Consider the following 16793-nt stretch of genomic DNA (forward strand, 5'->3'; position numbering starts at 1 on the left):
AGCAACGACGAGCGGACCGCGGCCCTGGCAGACTTTCTGCACACCTACAACCACCACCGCTGCCACACCGCACTCGGCGGCCACCCACCGATCAGCCGTGTGAACAACGCTTCGGGTCAATACGGCTAGGGCCTGTCCGGCGAGGGGATGCCTTCACGTCTCGGCGCGGCGGAACTTACGGTTTGTGGGTTACCCAGAGCAGTTCCGCCGGCCAGCGGTGTGCCCAGTCGGGTGGGTCGGTTTCGTTGTAGCCGTTGGGTGTTCCGGGTTCGGGCCGCGGCTCGATGAGGTCGTCGATGATGAGACCCGCGCCGCGCAGGACCTTGACCCAGTCGCCGTAGGTGAGCTGATAGCTGGTCGCGCCGTCGTCTTCGGCAATGGTGTTCAGCCCGAAGTAGTCCTGCTGCAGCGTCGTGGTCACGCGGCTGGCGGCTTCGTCGTAGCAAGCTTCGAACCATGGGCTGGCGACGTTGAACACCAGGCGCCCACCTCGGCACAAGACGCGTGCGGCCTGCGAGATGGCCAGGTGCGGGGGCGCCCAGCTGAGCCCACCGAAGTCGCAGAACACCAGGTCGAAGCTGTCTGCGGCGAAGGGGAGTTGTTCCGCGGCGCCTTGCACCAACGGGTAACAGGCCGCTCCCATCGCACGGGCCGCCGCGGCGAGTTGGGCTTCGGACAGGTCGAGCCCGACCACGGTGGCGCCCTCGGCGGCGAGCGCCCTGGACCACTGGCCGGCGCCGCAGCCGAGTTCGAGGACGCGCTTGCCGGTGACGTCGCCCAGGGCGTGCAGGTGCGCGTCGGGGATGGAGTACATGCCCCACAACCGGGGTGTGGCGCCGATCTGCGGGTCGTGCTCGTGCTGGTAGGCGCTGCTGATCCGGTTCCAGAACCGCCGGTTGGCGGGGATGCTGTCCACGTGCCGACTCCAGCACTGCCTGCCGGGGGCGGTCAACACGATTAGGGCACTGGTCGGCCCTCGCCTCGGTCCGGCCCTGGCTCGGCCCGTGATCCGCCGGACGAGCCCTAGCCTGTCTGGGGTTCTCCGTATGGCCGACGATGCTCCGCCCTGCCCCGAGTGCGACCAGCCCCTGTGGTCGGGCGGCCTGGTGCTCGCCGGGCGGGACGACGACGGCCGACGGACCTGCCGGGCGCTGTGGCGGTGCTCGGACCGGCACACGTGGTGGCAGTGAGCGGACCGGCCGGACGATCCGTTGGAGGTCTGCCCAGATCCGGAGCTGTTTCACTGACATCCAACTCTGACATCAACGAGGCCGGACGGCGGAATACAGCAGCACCCCCGGTCGACCGTCGGAACAGCCGTCCACGGCCACAGGGGCGGGTGTAGACCGAACTCCTAAAGCGGGTGTCGCAGGTTCGAATCCTGCCGGGGACCCCTCTGCGCCTTCGGCGCCGGGATCGTGCCCTGAGGCCGCAGCGAACTACAGCCCATGAGTTGAGCACTGCCGGAGAGCGCCGGCCGGGGCCGGTTGGCCATCCGCTGGCCGTACCGCTCTCGTGCTACAGAGGACGGGGACTTACAACGTAACCTGCGCTACGGGCCGTGCAGACAAGAGGGGGTTGCCGTGGCGGAGCAACGTGGACTTCGCAAGCGACACTGGTTCCAACTAGCACTGTTGACCATTCTCCTGGCCTTGATGGCGTGGAAGGCAATCCACGGTGGCAAGGGGGCATTGGTTACGCTGGTCGCTCTGCTGGTGTTCGGCGCCTACGTCCTTGGGTACGTGATCGGCTTCCGCTCCGCCAAACGACCGCAGTCGGAACCCAGCGAAGATCCGCGCAGCGACACTGAAGATCCAGTTAGCTGAAACGGCCGTACAGCAGCGAAGTACAGCGACCGCCAGCGACCGACACGGCACTCACGATCCTCCCTGCAGCCTGTGTAGCCCCCAATGACCGATCTCTACAGAGCTACGGATCAGAAGGTGTGCAGGGTGGGACGCCCCTGGCCTCTTGAGGGTCGTCCCACCCTGGTCTCAGCTCCATCCGCTCAGTCGGCGCAAGGTTTTCTGCGCTGCGGGCGTTACAAGCCGGATTCCGCGTCCTCGTCCGAACCGGTCGTATGGCGGTTTCCGCGGCTGGTGGCCACGCGCAGCACGTCTCGCAATGCCCCGGCCAACTGAGCGGCGAGAAGGCTCAACTCCTCCCCATTCGCTGTCTCGTCATCGAGTACCGGAGTCGCTTGCTTCAGAAGTTCGGATGCCATGCCGAGCTGTATCGCCTCGATATGGTCCGCAAGGCGGGACATGAAGCCCTCCACGTCATCGGTGCTCAGGTAGCACGGCTTACCACCAGGCCCCGCCCAGGGAAGAAGCCTCAGCTCGTTGTGTGCCGTCATGTCTGCGCGCCGGCCTCTCGATAGTCGGTGTCGGATGTCGACGAACCACCGAGCCTCCAGTTGCTCTCCGCTTCAACTCCCTGAGAGCCGAGGTCAGGCACCGTGTGGCACGAGCAGTCGCACGCCTCGTAGATCAGCGGAACGTCGATCGGCGCCAAAGCCGGAGAAGACTCCGCGCACTCGTGGTGCGTGCCGACACGGCAGGCAGCTGACCGATAGGGGATGGCCGATTCGGCAGCGCCGTGCAGCTGCTGTCGAGGAGGCATCAGCCAACTCCCAGAAAGACCGACCCGCTGTCAGCTGGTGCGCTGGGCACCGCAGCGTCCATCGGGTGGCGCCGCACTCGCTTCTCCCCGACCAACACGTACGGGCGTACGAGCGCCACGTCCTCGCCTCTGAGCAGGTAGTGGTGACTCGTCCAGCGGCGGACCAGTCCGAGAGCGATCGTCGGCCTGTCAACGGGCGAAGAGGAGGCAGGGGCACTCAATGGCCGGGACGACGCTAAGCGGCGGCGGTGCCTGCCTTGAGGGACGTACCGCGCCCTGGTGCGGGCGACGGCGCGGCGGATACGGTTGACCACGCTGAATCAGCTCCTATCGCTGATGGCTCGGTCCCCCGGCATCGCCCGCCGTGGGGACCGCTTTGCGTACGACCGCCCAGAGGGTGCGGCCGCTCAGGCTGGTGGCGTGGAGCCCGAACCGATCGGCTTCGGCCACCACCTCCAGGACCTCCCTCCACGACTCGGTGGAGAGCGATTCCGGTAACTCCGCTTCGACCGACGTGAAGCCGGCGCGTTCCTCCACGCGCGTGGGGAGCCCGACGGCGGACAGCCGGGCGGCGATGGCCGCCGCGCTGACTCCCGAAGCGGGCACAGGGCAGCCTCCGTCACCAGCGATCACTTTCAGTGAAGCTAGTTAACTAGATGAGAGCTAGTGGACTAGATTTTCCACATGTCTGAGCAACCGCCTTACCTCCGCATCGCCGACGAGCTCCGGCGGCGGATCGCGGAGCATGTGTGGGAGCCGGGGGACCGCCTCCCCTCCCGCGCGCAGATCGGCCAGGAGTGCGGCGTGGGCGAGAACGTCGTCCGCCGGGCGCAGGAACTGCTGATCTCACAGGGCGTGCTGGAGGGGCGAGCCGGATCGGGCACCTACGTCGCCGAGCCCCGGCAGCGCGTGCGGGTCGTCCGGTCCTCGGCGCGCGAGCAGCCCCAGGGGTCGCCGTTCCGTGTGGACATGAAGGCTCTCGGCAAGCAGGGCGACTGGGAGAGCCGGACCGACGCCAAGGTGCCCGCTCCCGCCGACATCGGCGCGCGGCTGGGCATCGCAGAAGGGGACTTGTGCGTGCGGACCGCGTATGAGTTCCTGGCCGACGGCAGGCCCGTGCAGTTCTCCACGAGCTGGGAGCCCTACGACCTCACCGCCGGCACCCTCGTCGTCCTCCCCGAAGGCGGCCCGCAGGCCGGGACGGGCGTCGTCAACCGCATGGCTGCCATCGGGGTCACCGTCAGCCACGCCGTGGAGCAGCCCGAGCCTCGGCAGGCCACCGCCGAAGAAGCCTCGCTTCTCGGCATCCAGAAGGCCGCTCTCGTCACCCACATCCGGCGGACCTATTACAGCGACCAGGGACTCCCCGTGGAGACCTCGGACATCATCGTGCCCGCCGCCCACTGCGAGATCGTCTACGAGATCCCCATCATTCGATAGTCCAAGGCTCATAGCCCTGCCGCAGCCGACGGGGTCGCTGCTTCCCTCCGTGGACGCTGATGGCCCCCCCGGGGGGGGGCCGACATCCCGTCCGGAGGAAGCACGCGAGCGCCCTCCCCCGGGCCGTCCTCGGGCCGTGGAAGGGCGCTCAGCGGTGACCAACGCCGACAACTGCCGACAGCTCGGCAGCAGGTCAGAGCGATGATCGGTCAGGCGGCCGCAGGTCACGGCCGCCACGCGTCAGTTGTGGCTGTGCAGGATCTCGTTCAGGCCGTCCCAGACCGCGTTGTTCGGGCGGGCCTCGACGGCGCCGGTGACCGAGTTGCGGCGGAAGAGGATGTTGGAGGCGCCGCTCAGTTCGCGGGCCTTGACGATCTGGCCGTCGGGCATGGTGACGCGGGTGCCCGCGGTGACGTAGAGGCCGGCCTCGACCACGCACTCGTCGCCGAGGGCGATGCCGACGCCCGCCTCGGCGCCGATCAGGCAGCGCTCGCCGATGGCGATGATGACGTTGCCGCCGCCGGACAGCGTGCCCATGGTGGAGGCGCCGCCGCCGATGTCCGAGCCGTCGCCGACCACGACGCCGGCCGAGATGCGGCCCTCGACCATCGAGGTGCCGAGCGTGCCGGCGTTGAAGTTGACGAAGCCCTCGTGCATGACGGTGGTGCCCTCGGAGAGGTGCGCGCCGAGGCGGACCCGGTCGGCGTCGGCGATGCGCACGCCCTTCGGGGCGACGTAGTCGGTCATCCGGGGGAACTTGTCGATCGAGGTCACCTGCAGGTGCAGGCCCTCGGCGCGGGCGTTCAGCCGGACCTGCTCGATGTCGTCGACGGCCACCGGGCCGAGGGAGGTCCAGGCGACGTTGGCGAGCAGGCCGAAGAGGCCGTCCAGGCTCTGCCCGTGCGGCTTCACCAGGCGGTGCGAGAGCAGGTGCAGGCGCAGGTAGACGTCGTGGGTGTCGAGGGGCTTGTCGTCGAGGGAGGAGATGACCGTACGGACCGCGACGACCTCGACACCACGGCGGGCGTCCGGACCGATCGCCTTCCCGGCGCTCTCGCCGAGCAGTGCCACGGCCCTGTCCGCCGACAGCCGCTCGGTGCCGGCCGGGCCGGGCTCGGCGAGGAGTTCGGGGGCGGGGAACCAGGTGTCGAGAACGGTGCCGGCGGCGGCGATCGTGGCGAGGCCGGCGGCGGCGGCACCGGTGGGACGAGGAGCAGTCGTGTCGGTCATGAGGGCAACCTAACCGGCCGGGGGCCCGCGAGGCGAACCAGCGTGCGGGGCGTCTCAGGGGGCGGTCCGTGCCGCGGTCTCCCGGTCAGCGGATCACCCGCCCCAGCACCTCCCGCGCATACCCCTCGTCGTACGGCGTCCCGGTGAGCAGCACCTGGAGGCAGATCCCGTCCATCAGCGCGACCAGCGCCCGCGCCGTGACCGGGTCGGTGTGCCGGGTCAGCCGTGCGGCGAGGTCGTCGGCCCATTCGGCGGCGACGGGGCGCAGGGCCGGGCGGCGCAGGGCGGCGAGGTAGAGCTCGTACTCCAGCTCCACGGAGGTGCGGTCGCCGCCCAGCCAGTCACCGAGGATCCGGGCGAGGGCGGTGGCGAGGTCCGTCGAGGAGTCGTCCAGGCCGCCGTGCGCGGCGACCGTCTTCGCGAAGCCCTCGTTCGCCTGCCGCAGTGCGGCGACCATCAGCTCGTCGAGGGTCTTGAAGTGGTACGTCGTCGAGCCGAGCGGCACGTCCGCCTCGGCGGCGACCGAGCGGTGGCTCAGCCCCGCCAGGCCCTTCTCACCCACCACCCGGATCGCCGCGTCGATGATCCGCAGGCGGCGGTCGGGGTCGTAGCGCCGTGGCATCAGTGCGCGCCGCCCAGGTTCAGGACGACCACTCCCCCGATGATCAGCACGATCCCGGCCACCTTGAGCAGGGTCAGCGTCTCCCCGAACAGCAGGAGTCCCAGCACGGCGATGGTCGCGGTGCCCACCCCGGACCAGATCGCGTACGCCGTGCCGATCGACAGGGTCTTCAGCGTCTGGGCCAGGAGCAGGAACGACACCAGGTAGCCCAGCGCCGTCAGCAGCGAGGGCCACAGTCTGCTGAAGCCGTCCGCGTACTTCATCGCCGTCGTGGCGGCGACCTCGGCGGCTATGGCGCCGGCGAGCGTCAGGTATCCCATGTGTACGAGTGTACGCAACGATGTGTACGGCAGTACACAACCACATCGGGACACATCCGCCTGTCCTCAACGAGGGGGCTGGGGTAAGCCGTTCGGTCCCCGGAGCGCCGCACGAGGATGTTCAATGCTCATAGAAACCGCTAGCTGAAACGGCTCCCCGCAGCCCCGTGACTCCACTAGTGTGTGCACCTCTGTGATCCACGACTGCTTCACAGTTCACCCATTTCACCTTCACACCCCCGGCCGCCGCTGCCTTGGCGCCGCTGGAGGAAACGCGCATGCCAGAAGCCACCCCCCAACCCCCGCCGCATCCCGCCTGGGAGAACGGCTGGGCCCCCGACACCTCCCGGGCTCCCGGAACCCGAAGACTCTGGCTGGCGGGCACGCTGGCCATCGCCACCGTCGTCGCCTGCGTCACGGCGATAGCCGTCGGCCACAACGCCCCTGACAAGACGTCATCGGCCGGTCCGACGGTGTCCGCGAACACCGACAACGGCCCCGGTCTGCTCTCCTTCGCCTCGCCGTCGGCGTCGAACCCGACATCCCCGCCCAAGGGCACGTCGGGGATGTCGGCGACCTCACCGACCGCGTCCACGTCCGCCACGGCGACGGCCACCTCGCCCGGCGCCGGCCCGAAGAGCTCGCCGTCCGGCGCGAAGCCGTCCAAGTCCACGCCCGCCAAGGGGACGTCCGGCGGCTCGGGCAGCTCGGGCGGCTCGGGGCAGCAGCCCGGCAGCTCCGGGAAGTCGGTCCGCTCGGTCAACTACCCGGACCGTTACTGGCACGTGAGCGGCAGCTACGTGTACCTCGACCAGCCCCGCGGCTCCGAGTCCCGCGAGGACTCGACCTTCGAGCTGGTCAAGGGCCTGGCGAACGCCTCCTGTTACTCCTTCGCCACGCACGACGGGCTGTACCTGCGTCACCAGAACTTCGTGCTGCGCGCCGAGAGCAACGACGGCAGCGGCCTCTTCCAGCAGGACGCCACCTTCTGCCCCCAGAAGTCGCCGTACTCGGACGACGTGCTGTTCCAGTCGGTGAATTACCCCAACTACGCCCTGCGCCACAAGAACTTCCAGCTGCGCCTGGACCCGTACGGCTACAACACGACCAACCGCCAGGACTTCTTCTTCGACCTCGTGGACGGGCTGAGCTGAGACACGACGAAGCGGCGGCACCCGGGCAGGGTGCCGCCGCTTTCGTGTGCCGGAATCTCAGACGTTGAACCCGAGCGCCCGCAGCTGCTCGCGGCCGTCGTCGGTGATCTTGTCGGGGCCCCACGGGGGCATCCAGACCCAGTTGATCCGCAGCTCGTTGACGAGGCCGTCGGTGGCGGACTTGGCCTGGTCCTCGATGACGTCGGTCAGCGGGCAGGCCGCCGACGTCAGGGTCATGTCGATCGTCGCGATGTTCGCGTCGTCGATGTGGATGCCGTAGATCAGCCCGAGGTTGACGACGTCGATGCCCAGTTCGGGGTCGACGACGTCGTACAGCGCCTCGCGGAGTTCCTCCTCCGAGGCCGGCTTCATCTCAACGGTCTCGCTCATGCCGTCTTCCTTTCGGCTTCGGCGCCACCCAGCACCTGGGCCGTCGCGTCCTTCCACGCCATCCAGCTGAGGAGGGCGCACTTGACCCGGGCCGGGTACTTGGAGACACCGGCGAACGCGACCGCGTCCTCCAGCACCTCCTCCATCGCGTCGTCGGGCTCCAGCCGGCCCTTGGACTGCATCAGCTCCAGGAAGGTCTCCTGGATCTTCCGGGCGTCCGCCAGGTCCTTGCCGACCAGCAGGTCGTTCAGCACGGAGGCCGAGGCCTGGCTGATGGAGCAGCCCTGGCCCTCGTACGAGACGTCCTCGATCGTCGTGCCGTCGTACTTCACTCGGAGGGTGATCTCGTCGCCGCACGTCGGGTTCACATGGTGCACCTCGGCGTCGCCATCCCTGAGACCACGCCCGTGCGGGTGCTTGTAGTGGTCCAGGATGACTTCCTGGTACATCGAGTCCAGCTTCACGGTTTCAGCTCACGCCCTTCAGCCGAAGAAGTTCCGTACGTGCTCCAGTCCCTCGACCAGAGCGTCGATCTCGGCCGGAGTGGAGTACAGATAGAACGACGCTCGCGTGGTCGCAGGAATTCCGTACCGCAGGCAGACGGGCCGTGCGCAGTGGTGGCCGACCCGGACCGCGATGCCCTGCTCGTCGAGGACCTGGCCCACGTCGTGCGGGTGGATGTCCCCGAGGGTGAAGGAGATCGCGGCGCCGCGGTCCTCGGCCGTGGTGGGGCCGATGATCCGCAGGTCCGGGACCTGCTGGAGCTGCTGCACCGCGTACTCGGTCAGCGCGTGCTCATGGGCGAGGATCTTGTCCATGCCGATGGCGTTGAGGTAGTCGATGGCCGCGCCGAGACCGACCGCCTGGGCAACCGGCGGGGTGCCCGCCTCGAACTTGTGGGGCGCCGGGGCGTACGTCGACGAGTGCATCGACACGGTCTCGATCATCTCGCCGCCGCCGAGGAACGGCGGCAGGTCCTCCAGCAGCTCCTGGCGGCCCCAGAGGACGCCGATGCCGGTCGGGCCGCACATCTTATGGCCGGTGAAGGCCACGAAGTCGGCCTGCAGGGCCTGGACGTCCAGCGGCATGTGGGGCGCGGCCTGGGAGGCGTCGATGCAGACGAGGGCGCCGACCTCCTGGGCGCGGCGCACTATCGCCTCGACCGGGTTGACCGTGCCCAGGATGTTGGAGACCAGCACGAAGGAGACGATCTTCGTCTTCTCGGTGATGACCTCGTCGATGTTGGACAGGTCGAGGCGGCCGTCGTCGGTGAGGCCGAACCACTTCAGCTTCGCGCCGGTGCGCTGCGCGAGCAGCTGCCAGGGCACGATGTTGGAGTGGTGCTCCATCTCCGTGATGACGATCTCGGTCTCGTGGTCCACCCGGTAGGGCTCGTCGGCCCAGCCGAGCATGTTGGCCACGAGGTTCAGCGACTCGGAGGCGTTCTTGGTGAAGATCACCTCGTCGCGGCTGGGCGCGTTGATGAACTCCGCGACCTTGTCGCGGGCGCCCTCGTACATCGCCGTGGCCTCCTCGGCGAGCACATGCACACCGCGGTGGACGTTGGCGTTGTGGCGCTCGTAGTACTCGCTGAGGACGTCCAGTACCTGGCGCGGCTTCTGGCTGGTAGCCGCGTTGTCCAGGTACACGAGCTTCTTGCCGTCGTGGACCAGGCGGTCCAGGACGGGGAAGTCCTTGCGGATCGCCTCGGTGTCGAGGAGGCCCGGCAACTGTGTCACGCGGATACGCCACCCTTCGTGTATGCCTCGTAGCCCTCGTCCTCCAGCTTGTCGGCGAGCTCGGCGCCGCCGGACTCGACGATCCGGCCGGCCGAGAAGACGTGGACGAAGTCGGGCTTGATGTAGCGCAGGATGCGCGTGTAGTGCGTGATCAGCAGGGTGCCGACCTCGCCGGTCTCGCGGACGCGGTTGACACCCTCGGAGACGATGCGAAGGGCGTCGACGTCGAGGCCGGAGTCGGTCTCGTCGAGGATCGCGATCTTCGGCTTGAGCAGTTCGAGCTGGAGGATCTCGTGGCGCTTCTTCTCACCGCCGGAGAAGCCCTCGTTGACGTTGCGCTCGGCGAAGGACTGGTCCATGTTGAGGCGCTCCATGGCCTCCTTGACCTCCTTCACCCAGGTGCGCAGCTTGGGGGCCTCGCCGCGGACGGCGGTGGCGGAGGTGCGCAGGAAGTTGGAGACCGAGACGCCGGGGACCTCGACCGGGTACTGCATCGCCAGGAACAGGCCGGCGCGGGCGCGCTCGTCGACGGACATCTCCAGGACGTCCTCGCCGTCGAGGGTGACGGAGCCGCCGGTGATCGTGTACTTCGGGTGACCCGCGAGCGAGTAGGCGAGGGTCGACTTGCCGGAGCCGTTGGGGCCCATGATGGCGTGCGTCTCGCCCTGCTTCACGGTGAGGTCGACGCCCTTGAGGATCTCCTTCGTGGCGTTGTCGGCCTCGACGGTGACGTGCAGGTCTCGGATTTCAAGCGTTGCCATGGATTGCCTCAGGACTCCTGGGTGAGGGAGACGAGCACGTCGTCCCCTTCGATCTTTACGGGGTAAACGGGGACGGGGCGCGTGGCCGGGAGGCCGGACGGCTTGCCGGTGCGCAGGTCGAAGCTGGAGCCGTGCAGCCAGCACTCGATCTGGCAGTCCTCCACCTCGCCCTCGGAGAGCGAGACGTTGGCGTGGGAGCAGATGTCGTAGATCGCGAACACCTCTCCCTCGGTCTTCACGACCGAGACCGGCGTGCCGTCGAGTTCCACCCGCTTCGGGGTGTCCTCCTCCAGCTCGCTCAGCCCGCAGGCGCGTACGTACGCAGTCGACGTCATGCGACCGAGGCCTCCAGCTCCTCCTCGATCTTGGCGAGCAGGCGCTCCTCGATGTCGGCGACACCGATCTGCTGGACCAGCTCGGCGAAGAAGCCGCGGACGACGAGGCGGCGGGCCTCGTGCTGCGGGATGCCGCGGGCCATCAGGTAGAAGAGCTGCTCGTCGTCGAAGCGGCCGGTGGCGGAGGCGTGGCCGGCGCCGACGATCTCGCCGGTCTCGATCTCCAGGTTCGGCACCGAGTCGACGCGCGCGCCGTCCGTGAGGACCAGGTTGCGGTTCATCTCGTAGGTGTCGGTGCCCTCGGCCTTGGCCTCGATGAGGACGTCACCGATCCACACCGCGTGCGCGTCCTCGCCCTGGAGGGCGCCCTTGTAGGCGACGTTGGACTTGCAGTGCGGGGTGTTGTGGTCGACCAGGAGGCGGTGCTCCTGGTGCTGCCCGGCGTCGGTGAAGTACAGGCCGTACAGCTCGGCCTCGCCGCCGGTGCCGGCGTAGGCGACGCGCGGGTGCAGCCGTACGACGTCGCCGCCGAAGGTGACGACCACGGACTTGAAGCTGGCGTCGCGGCCGACCAGGGCGTTGTGCTGGGCCACGTGGACGGCCTTGTCGTCCCAGTCCTGGACGGAGACGACGGTGAGCTTGGCGCCGTCGCCGAGGACGTACTCGACGTTGGCGGCGGTGACCACGTCACCGGTGTGGTCGATGACGACGACGGCCTCGGCGAAGGCGCCCAGTTCGATGACCTGGTGGCCGAAGGCGACGCCGCCCTGGCCGTGCACGCTGATCCGGATCGGCTCGGTGAGCACCGTCTCCTTGGGGACGGTGACCACGCCGGCCTGCTCGAAGGCGGAGTACGCCTGGGCGGCGACCCGGTCCACCGGGGCGCCGGCCCGGCCGAGCCGGGGGTCGTCGCGGCCGACCAGCTCGACGGTGACGCCCTCAGGGGCCTCCACCGCCACCTTCAGGCTGTCGCCGGTGGCGACCGCCGTGCCGTCGTGCAGCCCGCGCAGGCGCTCCAGCGGGGTGAACCGCCACTCCTCCTCACGGCCGTGCGGGACCGGGAAGTCCGCGACGTCGAAGGACGGGGGCGCGCTCATGCGCGTGGCGACGGTCGACTCGGCGGCCACCGCGATGGCGCCGGCGGTGGTGGAGCCCACCGATGGGGGTCCCCCCGCCGAAGCGAAGCCGGAGGTGGGGGAGTTCTGAGCCTCAGCCATGGCTGTCGTAGTGCTCGCTTTCGGAAATCGTGTGTGGCGTGACGGTGACGGCGGTCGCTTAGCCGACCGCGCCTTCCATCTGGAGCTCGATCAGCCGGTTGAGTTCGAGGGCGTACTCCATGGGCAGTTCCTTGGCGATCGGCTCGACGAAGCCGCGGACGATCATCGCCATCGCCTCGAACTCGGTCAGGCCGCGGCTCATCAGGTAGAAGAGCTGGTCCTCGGAGACCTTGGAGACGGTCGCCTCGTGGCCCATGGACACGTCGTCCTCGCGGACGTCCACGTAGGGGTACGTGTCGGAACGGGAGATCGTGTCGACGAGCAGCGCGTCGCACAGCACGTTCGACTTGGATCCGGCGGCGCCCTCGCCGATCTCGACCAGGCCGCGGTAGGAGGTGCGGCCACCGCCGCGCGCCACGGACTTCGACACGATGTTGGACGACGTGTTCGGCGCCATGTGGACCATCTTGGAACCGGCGTCCTGGTGCTGGCCCTCGCCCGCGAAGGCGATGGAGAGGGTCTCGCCCTTGGCGTGCTCGCCCATCAGGTAGACGGCCGGGTACTTCATCGTCACCTTGGAGCCGATGTTGCCGTCGATCCACTCCATGGTGGCGCCCTCGTAGGCGACGGCACGCTTGGTGACCAGGTTGTAGACGTTGTTCGACCAGTTCTGGATGGTCGTGTAGCGGCAGCGGGCGTTCTTCTTGACGATGATCTCGACGACCGCGGAGTGCAGCGAGTCCGACTTGTAGATCGGGGCCGTGCAGCCCTCGACGTAGTGCACGTAGGCACCCTCGTCGACGATGATCAGGGTCCGCTCGAACTGGCCCATGTTCTCCGTGTTGATCCGGAAGTAGGCCTGGAGCGGGATCTCCACGTGGACGCCCGGCGGGACGTAGATGAAGGAGCCGCCCGACCACACGGCGGTGTTCAGCGAGGCGAACTTGTTGTCGCCGACCGGGATGACGGTCCCGAAGTACTCCTTGAAGAGGTCCGGGTGCTCCTTCAGCGCGGTGTCGGTGTCGAGGAAGATGACGCCCTGCTCCTCCAGGTCCTCACGGATCTGGTGGTACACGACCTCCGACTCGTACTGGGCGGCGACACCGGCGACCAGGCGCTGCTTCTCCGCCTCCGGGATGCCCAGCTTGTCGTAGGTGTTCTTGATGTCCTCGGGCAGGTCCTCCCAGGACTCCGCCTGCTTCTCCGTGGAGCGCACGAAGTACTTGATGTTGTCGAAGTCGATGCCGGAGAGGTCGGAGCCCCAGTTCGGCATGGGCTTCTTCTCGAAGAGGCGCAGACCCTTGAGGCGGAGCTTGGTCATCCACTCCGGCTCGGACTTCTTCGCGGAGATGTCCCGGACGACGTCCTCGTTGATGCCACGCTTGGCGGAGGCGCCGGCCGTGTCGGAGTCGGCCCAGCCGTATTCGTACTTGCCCAGGCCCTCGAGCTCAGGGTGGGCAGTCTCCGTGGGGAGAGTCATGCGGGGTTCCTCCCGGCCGTGCTAGCAGATGCGTCAGTGGAAATCTTGGGGATGAACGTCGTGCAGACGCCGTCGCCGTGCGCGATGGTCGCCAGTCGCTGGACGTGCGTTCCGAGCAGCTCAGCGAAGATCTCCGTCTCCGCCTCGCACAGCTGGGGGAACTGCTCCGCGACGTGGGCGACCGGGCAGTGGTGCTGGCACAGCTGCTCGCCGACCGGTGCGGTGCGCGCCGTTGCAGCGTACCCGTCCAGGCTCAGGGCCTTGGCCAGCGCTTCGGTGCGCTCGTCCGGGGCCACGCCCTCGATCGCCTCGCGGTACACGCTCGCCTGGGCGGCGATCCGGGCCCGTGCGAAGGCGGCGACCGCCTCCTGACCGCCACCCTGCTCGGCGATCCAGCGCAGCGCGTCGGCGGCGAGCTTGTCGTACGACTGGTCGAAGGCGTCCCGGCCGCAGTCGGTGAGCGCGAAGACCTTGGCGGGCCGGCCGCGGGTGCGCGCGCCGTACACGCGCTGCTCGCGCGGGGCCACGACGTCGTCGGCGACCAGCGCGTCCAGATGGCGGCGGACGGCCGCGGGGGTCAGGCCGAGGCGTCCGGCCAGCTCGGTGACGGTCGACGGCCCGTGGTCCAGGATCGACCGCGCGACCCGGTTGCGCGTCGAGCGCTCACCGGTCGCGAGCTCTTCCTGCGGGGTCCCCGTGGGGGTCTCCCGAGCCTCGCCGACGTTTTTCACAACGCCATTGTTGCGTAATTCCTCAGAGCCAGGCAAGCGGCGTCCGGGCGACAGGACGGTGCCCTGCATCACTTAGGTATACCTAACCAAGCATCGGCCCTGACCTGCGGAAACGATCTTTGATCGATCATCCCGCAGCCAATTCGCTGGCGCGCGACCGGTCCCTCCGGAACACTCCCGAACCATGCCCACACCCCCTCCGACCGGCCCTCTTGTCACCCGGCACGGCCTCGCGCAGCAGCTTCGCGCCCTCGGTGTCAAGTCCGGCGAGACCCTCCTCGCACACACCTCGCTCAGTTCCCTCGGCTGGGTGAACGGCGGGGCCGTCGCCGTCGTCCAGGCGCTCCTGGACGCTCTCGGCCCGGACGGCACCCTGGTGGTCCCCACCCAGACCGGCGACCTCTCGGATCCCGCGGTGTGGCGCAATCCGCCGGTGCCCGAGGAGTGGTGGGAGACGATCCGGGCCACCATGCCGCCGTACGACCCCCGCACCACCCCCGCCCGCGGCGTCGGCGTGGTCCCGGAGACCGTGCGGACCTGGCCGGGCGCCCTGCGCAGCGCCCACCCGCAGACCTCCTTCGCGGCCGTCGGCCCGCGGGCGGCGCAGATCGTCGACGGTCACGCCGCCGACTGCCGGCTCGGCGAGCGGAGTCCGCTGGCCCGGCTGGAGAAGCTGGACGCACGCGTGCTCATGCTGGGCACCGGCTACGCCACCTGCACCAGCTTCCATCTCGCCGAGTACCGGATCCCCTCCCCGTGCGTCCGGGTCGGCCGCCCCGCCCCCGGCGGCTGGGAGGAGGTCATCGAGGTGTCGATCACCTCGGACCGCTTCGACGAACTGGGCTACGACTTCGAACGCGACCGGAGTGTCGTCGCCCGCGGGGAGGTCGGCGCGGCGGACGCCCGACTCTTCCCCGTGGCGGAAGCCGTGGCCTACGCCGAGCGGTGGCTGTCCGTACACCGTCCCCGTGAGGAGGAGATCTAGCACCCGGCCGTCCGGGTGACGGCCGGCGTCCTTAGACTCTGTCACCATGCGAAGTGAGCCGGTGGTCCAGGTGCGGGACCTGGTGAAGCGGTACGGCACCAAGACCGCTGTGGACGGCCTCTCCCTGACCGCCGAGGCGGGCGTGACCGCCGTCCTCGGCCCCAACGGGGCGGGCAAGACGACCACGATCGAGACCTGCGAGGGGTACCGCAAGCCGGACTCCGGCGCGGTGCGCGTCCTGGGCCTCGATCCCGTGCGCCAGTCCGCCGAGCTGCGCCCCAGAGTCGGCGTGATGCTCCAGTCCGGGGGCGTCTACTCGGGCGCCCGCGCCGACGAGATGCTGCGGCACGTGGCGAAGCTGCACGCGCATCCGCTGGACGTGGACGCGCTGATGGAGCGGCTGGGCCTCGGCAGCTGCGGCCGGACGTCGTACCGGCGCCTCTCCGGCGGCCAGCAGCAGCGCCTCGCGCTCGCCATGGCCGTGGTCGGCCGCCCGGAGCTGGTCTTCCTCGACGAGCCGACGGCCGGCCTCGACCCGCAGGCCCGCCACGCCACCTGGGACCTGGTCCGGGACCTGCGCGCCGACGGCGTCTCGGTCATCCTCACCACGCACTACATGGAGGAGGCCGAGCAGCTCGCCGACGACGTCGCCGTCATCGACGCCGGCCGGGTGATCGCCAAGGGCTCCCCCGAGGAACTGTGCAAGGGCGGCGCGGAGAACACCCTGCGGTTCACCGGCCGCCCGGGCCTCGACGTCGCCTCCCTCCTCAAGGCGCTGCCGGCCGACTCCACGGCCGCCGAGCTGACCCCGGGCTCCTACCGGGTCGTCGGCAAGATCAACCCGCAACTGCTGGCGACGGTGACGTCGTGGTGCGCCCAGCACGGGGTGATGCCCGACCGCATCTCGGTCGAGCGGCACACGCTGGAGGACGTCTTCCTGGAGCTCACGGGCAAGGAGCTGCGCTCATGACCACCACGACCGACACCGGTACCGGAACCTTCACCCCCCGGCCGGGCGCCGCCCCGCTCCCCCGCATGATCGCGGCGCAGGCGGCGCTGGAGACGCGGATGCTGCTCCGCAACGGCGAGCAGCTCCTGCTGACGGTGGTGATCCCCACCCTCCTCCTCGTGCTGTTCAGCTCGGCCGACATCGTCGACACCGGGTCCGGCAAGTCGGTCGACTTCCTGGCGCCCGGCATCCTCGCCCTCGCCGTCATGTCCACGGCCTTCACCGGCCAGGCCATCGCGACCGGCTTCGAGCGCCGCTACGGCGTCCTCAAGCGCCTCGCCTCCTCCCCGCTGCCCCGCTGGGGCCTGATGACGGCGAAGACGGCGTCGGTCCTGGTCACCGAGGTGCTCCAGGTGATCCTCCTGACGGTGATCGCCCTCGCCCTCGGCTGGTCCCCGCACGGCAACCCCCTCACCGTCCTGCTCCTCCTGGTCCTCGGCACGGCCGCCTTCTCCGGCCTCGGCCTCCTGATGGCGGGCACCCTGAAGGCGGAGGCGACCCTGGCCGCCGCCAACCTGGTGTTCCTGCTGCTGCTCGTGGGCGGCGGGGTCATCGTCCCGCTGGACAAGTTCGGCGGGGCCCAGCACGTGCTCGGCCTGCTGCCCGTCTCCGCGCTGTCGGACGGGCTGCGCGACGTGCTCCAGCACGGGGCCGGGACGCCCTGGGGCGACCTGGGGATCCTCGCGGTGTGGGCGGTGGTCGCGCTGGCGGCGGCCGGGAGGTTCTTCCGCTGGGAGTGACGGCCCGGCCGCGGCGGA

The 16793-nt window shown here is 69.3% G+C and carries 21 protein-coding genes and 1 pseudogene; 8 read left to right on the top strand and 14 right to left on the bottom strand.

The window, feature by feature from the left end:
• A pseudogene (locus AB0472_RS20550) lies at positions 1–129 on the top strand (IS481 family transposase); the annotation flags it as partial.
• A gap of 46 nt (positions 130–175) precedes the next feature.
• Here AB0472_RS20550 and AB0472_RS20555 read toward each other — a convergent pair.
• Entirely contained in the window at positions 176–916 is a 741-nt protein-coding gene (locus tag AB0472_RS20555; RefSeq protein ID WP_366357904.1) for a class I SAM-dependent methyltransferase, read from the bottom strand.
• Positions 917–1046: 130 nt separating this feature from the next.
• On the opposite strand from AB0472_RS20555, the gene AB0472_RS20560 reads away from it, so the two are divergent.
• Positions 1047–1190, top strand: a complete 144-nt coding sequence (locus AB0472_RS20560; RefSeq protein ID WP_366357905.1) for a hypothetical protein — start codon at positions 1047–1049, stop codon at positions 1188–1190.
• Positions 1191–1583: 393 nt separating this feature from the next.
• Positions 1584–1826 carry a hypothetical protein gene (locus tag AB0472_RS20565; RefSeq protein ID WP_366357906.1) on the top strand — a complete coding sequence of 81 codons (243 nt, stop codon included), beginning with the start codon at positions 1584–1586 and terminating at the stop codon, positions 1824–1826.
• Positions 1827–2041: 215 nt separating this feature from the next.
• Here AB0472_RS20565 and AB0472_RS20570 read toward each other — a convergent pair whose 3' ends face one another.
• Together AB0472_RS20570 and AB0472_RS20575 are read right to left on the bottom strand one after the other, a co-directional pair.
• A complete protein-coding gene (locus tag AB0472_RS20570; protein WP_366357907.1) occupies positions 2042–2356 on the bottom strand; it encodes a hypothetical protein in 315 nt (104 codons plus the stop codon).
• A 593-nt stretch (positions 2357–2949) separates the two neighbouring features.
• Positions 2950–3228: a hypothetical protein gene (locus AB0472_RS20575; RefSeq protein WP_366357908.1), complete on the bottom strand. Its 279-nt coding sequence runs from the start codon at positions 3226–3228 to the stop codon at positions 2950–2952.
• 78 nt (positions 3229–3306) lie between these two features.
• Between AB0472_RS20575 and AB0472_RS20580 the strand changes: the two genes are divergently transcribed.
• Positions 3307–4062: a GntR family transcriptional regulator gene (locus tag AB0472_RS20580; RefSeq protein ID WP_366357909.1), complete on the top strand. Its 756-nt coding sequence runs from the start codon at positions 3307–3309 to the stop codon at positions 4060–4062.
• Positions 4063–4302: 240 nt separating this feature from the next.
• Here the strand turns inward: AB0472_RS20580 and dapD are convergent, their stop codons facing one another.
• The 3 genes from dapD to AB0472_RS20595 form a co-directional block, all read right to left on the bottom strand.
• A complete protein-coding gene (gene dapD, locus AB0472_RS20585; protein WP_366357910.1) occupies positions 4303–5292 on the bottom strand; it encodes a 2,3,4,5-tetrahydropyridine-2,6-dicarboxylate N-succinyltransferase in 990 nt (329 codons plus the stop codon).
• Positions 5293–5377: 85 nt separating this feature from the next.
• On the bottom strand, positions 5378–5914 hold the full coding sequence (locus tag AB0472_RS20590; protein ID WP_366357911.1) for a TetR family transcriptional regulator: 537 nt from the start codon (positions 5912–5914) through the stop codon (positions 5378–5380).
• Positions 5914–6234 carry a multidrug efflux SMR transporter gene (locus tag AB0472_RS20595; RefSeq protein WP_366357912.1) on the bottom strand — a complete coding sequence of 107 codons (321 nt, stop codon included), beginning with the start codon at positions 6232–6234 and terminating at the stop codon, positions 5914–5916. Before AB0472_RS20595 ends, AB0472_RS20590 begins: the two co-directional genes overlap by 1 nt.
• 278 nt (positions 6235–6512) lie before the next feature.
• Between AB0472_RS20595 and AB0472_RS20600 the strand changes: the two genes are divergently transcribed.
• Entirely contained in the window at positions 6513–7388 is an 876-nt protein-coding gene (locus tag AB0472_RS20600; RefSeq protein WP_366357913.1) for an AbfB domain-containing protein, read from the top strand.
• 57 nt (positions 7389–7445) lie between these two features.
• On the opposite strand, the gene AB0472_RS20605 is transcribed toward AB0472_RS20600, so the two are convergent.
• The 8 genes from AB0472_RS20605 to AB0472_RS20640 form a co-directional block, all read right to left on the bottom strand.
• The gene (locus AB0472_RS20605; RefSeq protein ID WP_037743875.1) at positions 7446–7778 is read right to left on the bottom strand and encodes a metal-sulfur cluster assembly factor; all 333 of its coding nucleotides are present in this window, start codon (positions 7776–7778) and stop codon (positions 7446–7448) included.
• Entirely contained in the window at positions 7775–8242 is a 468-nt protein-coding gene (sufU, locus tag AB0472_RS20610; RefSeq protein ID WP_366357914.1) for a Fe-S cluster assembly sulfur transfer protein SufU, read from the bottom strand. Before sufU ends, AB0472_RS20605 begins: the two co-directional genes overlap by 4 nt.
• Positions 8243–8260: 18 nt before the next feature.
• Positions 8261–9517 (bottom strand): cysteine desulfurase, encoded by a 1257-nt coding sequence (locus tag AB0472_RS20615; protein WP_366357915.1) that lies wholly within the window; start codon positions 9515–9517, stop codon positions 8261–8263.
• Complete coding sequence (gene sufC, locus AB0472_RS20620) at positions 9514–10278, bottom strand: Fe-S cluster assembly ATPase SufC (RefSeq protein WP_366357916.1); 765 nt, start codon at positions 10276–10278, stop codon at positions 9514–9516. The genes AB0472_RS20615 and sufC overlap by 4 nt, the downstream gene beginning before the upstream one ends.
• An 8-nt stretch (positions 10279–10286) precedes the next feature.
• Positions 10287–10613, bottom strand: a complete 327-nt coding sequence (locus AB0472_RS20625; RefSeq protein WP_352355528.1) for a non-heme iron oxygenase ferredoxin subunit — start codon at positions 10611–10613, stop codon at positions 10287–10289.
• Positions 10610–11710 (bottom strand): Fe-S cluster assembly protein SufD, encoded by a 1101-nt coding sequence (gene sufD / locus AB0472_RS20630; RefSeq protein WP_366358089.1) that lies wholly within the window; start codon positions 11708–11710, stop codon positions 10610–10612. Before sufD ends, AB0472_RS20625 begins: the two co-directional genes overlap by 4 nt.
• Positions 11711–11888: 178 nt before the next feature.
• Positions 11889–13310, bottom strand: coding sequence for a Fe-S cluster assembly protein SufB (sufB, locus tag AB0472_RS20635; protein ID WP_093504531.1), 1422 nt, complete (start codon positions 13308–13310; stop codon positions 11889–11891).
• Positions 13307–14041 carry a metalloregulator ArsR/SmtB family transcription factor gene (locus tag AB0472_RS20640; protein ID WP_366357917.1) on the bottom strand — a complete coding sequence of 245 codons (735 nt, stop codon included), beginning with the start codon at positions 14039–14041 and terminating at the stop codon, positions 13307–13309. Before AB0472_RS20640 ends, sufB begins: the two co-directional genes overlap by 4 nt.
• A gap of 184 nt (positions 14042–14225) precedes the next feature.
• Here AB0472_RS20640 and AB0472_RS20645 point away from each other — a divergent pair, with 184 nt between their 5' ends.
• Genes AB0472_RS20645 through AB0472_RS20655 form a run of 3 tightly spaced genes read left to right on the top strand, consistent with a single transcriptional unit; the run spans position 14226 to position 16775 of the window.
• Positions 14226–15026 carry an AAC(3) family N-acetyltransferase gene (locus AB0472_RS20645; RefSeq protein ID WP_366357918.1) on the top strand — a complete coding sequence of 267 codons (801 nt, stop codon included), beginning with the start codon at positions 14226–14228 and terminating at the stop codon, positions 15024–15026.
• A 46-nt stretch (positions 15027–15072) separates the two neighbouring features.
• Positions 15073–15996: an ABC transporter ATP-binding protein gene (locus tag AB0472_RS20650; RefSeq protein WP_366357919.1), complete on the top strand. Its 924-nt coding sequence runs from the start codon at positions 15073–15075 to the stop codon at positions 15994–15996.
• The gene (locus AB0472_RS20655; RefSeq protein ID WP_366357920.1) at positions 15993–16775 is read left to right on the top strand and encodes an ABC transporter permease; all 783 of its coding nucleotides are present in this window, start codon (positions 15993–15995) and stop codon (positions 16773–16775) included. The genes AB0472_RS20650 and AB0472_RS20655 overlap by 4 nt, the downstream gene beginning before the upstream one ends.
• The last annotated feature ends 18 nt before the right edge of the window (positions 16776–16793 follow it).

It is taken from the genome of Streptomyces sp. NPDC086777, from assembly GCF_040702065.1.
Lineage (GTDB): Bacteria > Actinomycetota > Actinomycetes > Streptomycetales > Streptomycetaceae > Streptomyces.

Bases quoted from the DNA above. Each gene is read 5' to 3' on its own strand.
- AB0472_RS20560 (WP_366357905.1), top strand. From the start codon at position 1,047: ATGGCCGACGATGCTCCGCCCTGCCCCGAGTGCGACCAGCCCCTGTGG.
- AB0472_RS20570 (WP_366357907.1), bottom strand. From the start codon at position 2,356: ATGACGGCACACAACGAGCTGAGGCTTCTTCCCTGGGCGGGGCCTGGT.
- AB0472_RS20580 (WP_366357909.1), top strand. From the start codon at position 3,307: ATGTCTGAGCAACCGCCTTACCTCCGCATCGCCGACGAGCTCCGGCGG.
- dapD (WP_366357910.1), bottom strand. From the start codon at position 5,292: ATGACCGACACGACTGCTCCTCGTCCCACCGGTGCCGCCGCCGCCGGC.
- AB0472_RS20590 (WP_366357911.1), bottom strand. From the start codon at position 5,914: ATGCCACGGCGCTACGACCCCGACCGCCGCCTGCGGATCATCGACGCG.
- AB0472_RS20595 (WP_366357912.1), bottom strand. From the start codon at position 6,234: ATGGGATACCTGACGCTCGCCGGCGCCATAGCCGCCGAGGTCGCCGCC.
- AB0472_RS20600 (WP_366357913.1), top strand. From the start codon at position 6,513: ATGCCAGAAGCCACCCCCCAACCCCCGCCGCATCCCGCCTGGGAGAAC.
- AB0472_RS20605 (WP_037743875.1), bottom strand. From the start codon at position 7,778: ATGAGCGAGACCGTTGAGATGAAGCCGGCCTCGGAGGAGGAACTCCGC.
- sufC (WP_366357916.1), bottom strand. From the start codon at position 10,278: ATGGCAACGCTTGAAATCCGAGACCTGCACGTCACCGTCGAGGCCGAC.
- AB0472_RS20625 (WP_352355528.1), bottom strand. From the start codon at position 10,613: ATGACGTCGACTGCGTACGTACGCGCCTGCGGGCTGAGCGAGCTGGAG.
- sufD (WP_366358089.1), bottom strand. From the start codon at position 11,710: ATGAGCGCGCCCCCGTCCTTCGACGTCGCGGACTTCCCGGTCCCGCAC.
- sufB (WP_093504531.1), bottom strand. From the start codon at position 13,310: ATGACTCTCCCCACGGAGACTGCCCACCCTGAGCTCGAGGGCCTGGGC.
- AB0472_RS20645 (WP_366357918.1), top strand. From the start codon at position 14,226: ATGCCCACACCCCCTCCGACCGGCCCTCTTGTCACCCGGCACGGCCTC.
- AB0472_RS20650 (WP_366357919.1), top strand. From the start codon at position 15,073: ATGCGAAGTGAGCCGGTGGTCCAGGTGCGGGACCTGGTGAAGCGGTAC.
- AB0472_RS20655 (WP_366357920.1), top strand. From the start codon at position 15,993: ATGACCACCACGACCGACACCGGTACCGGAACCTTCACCCCCCGGCCG.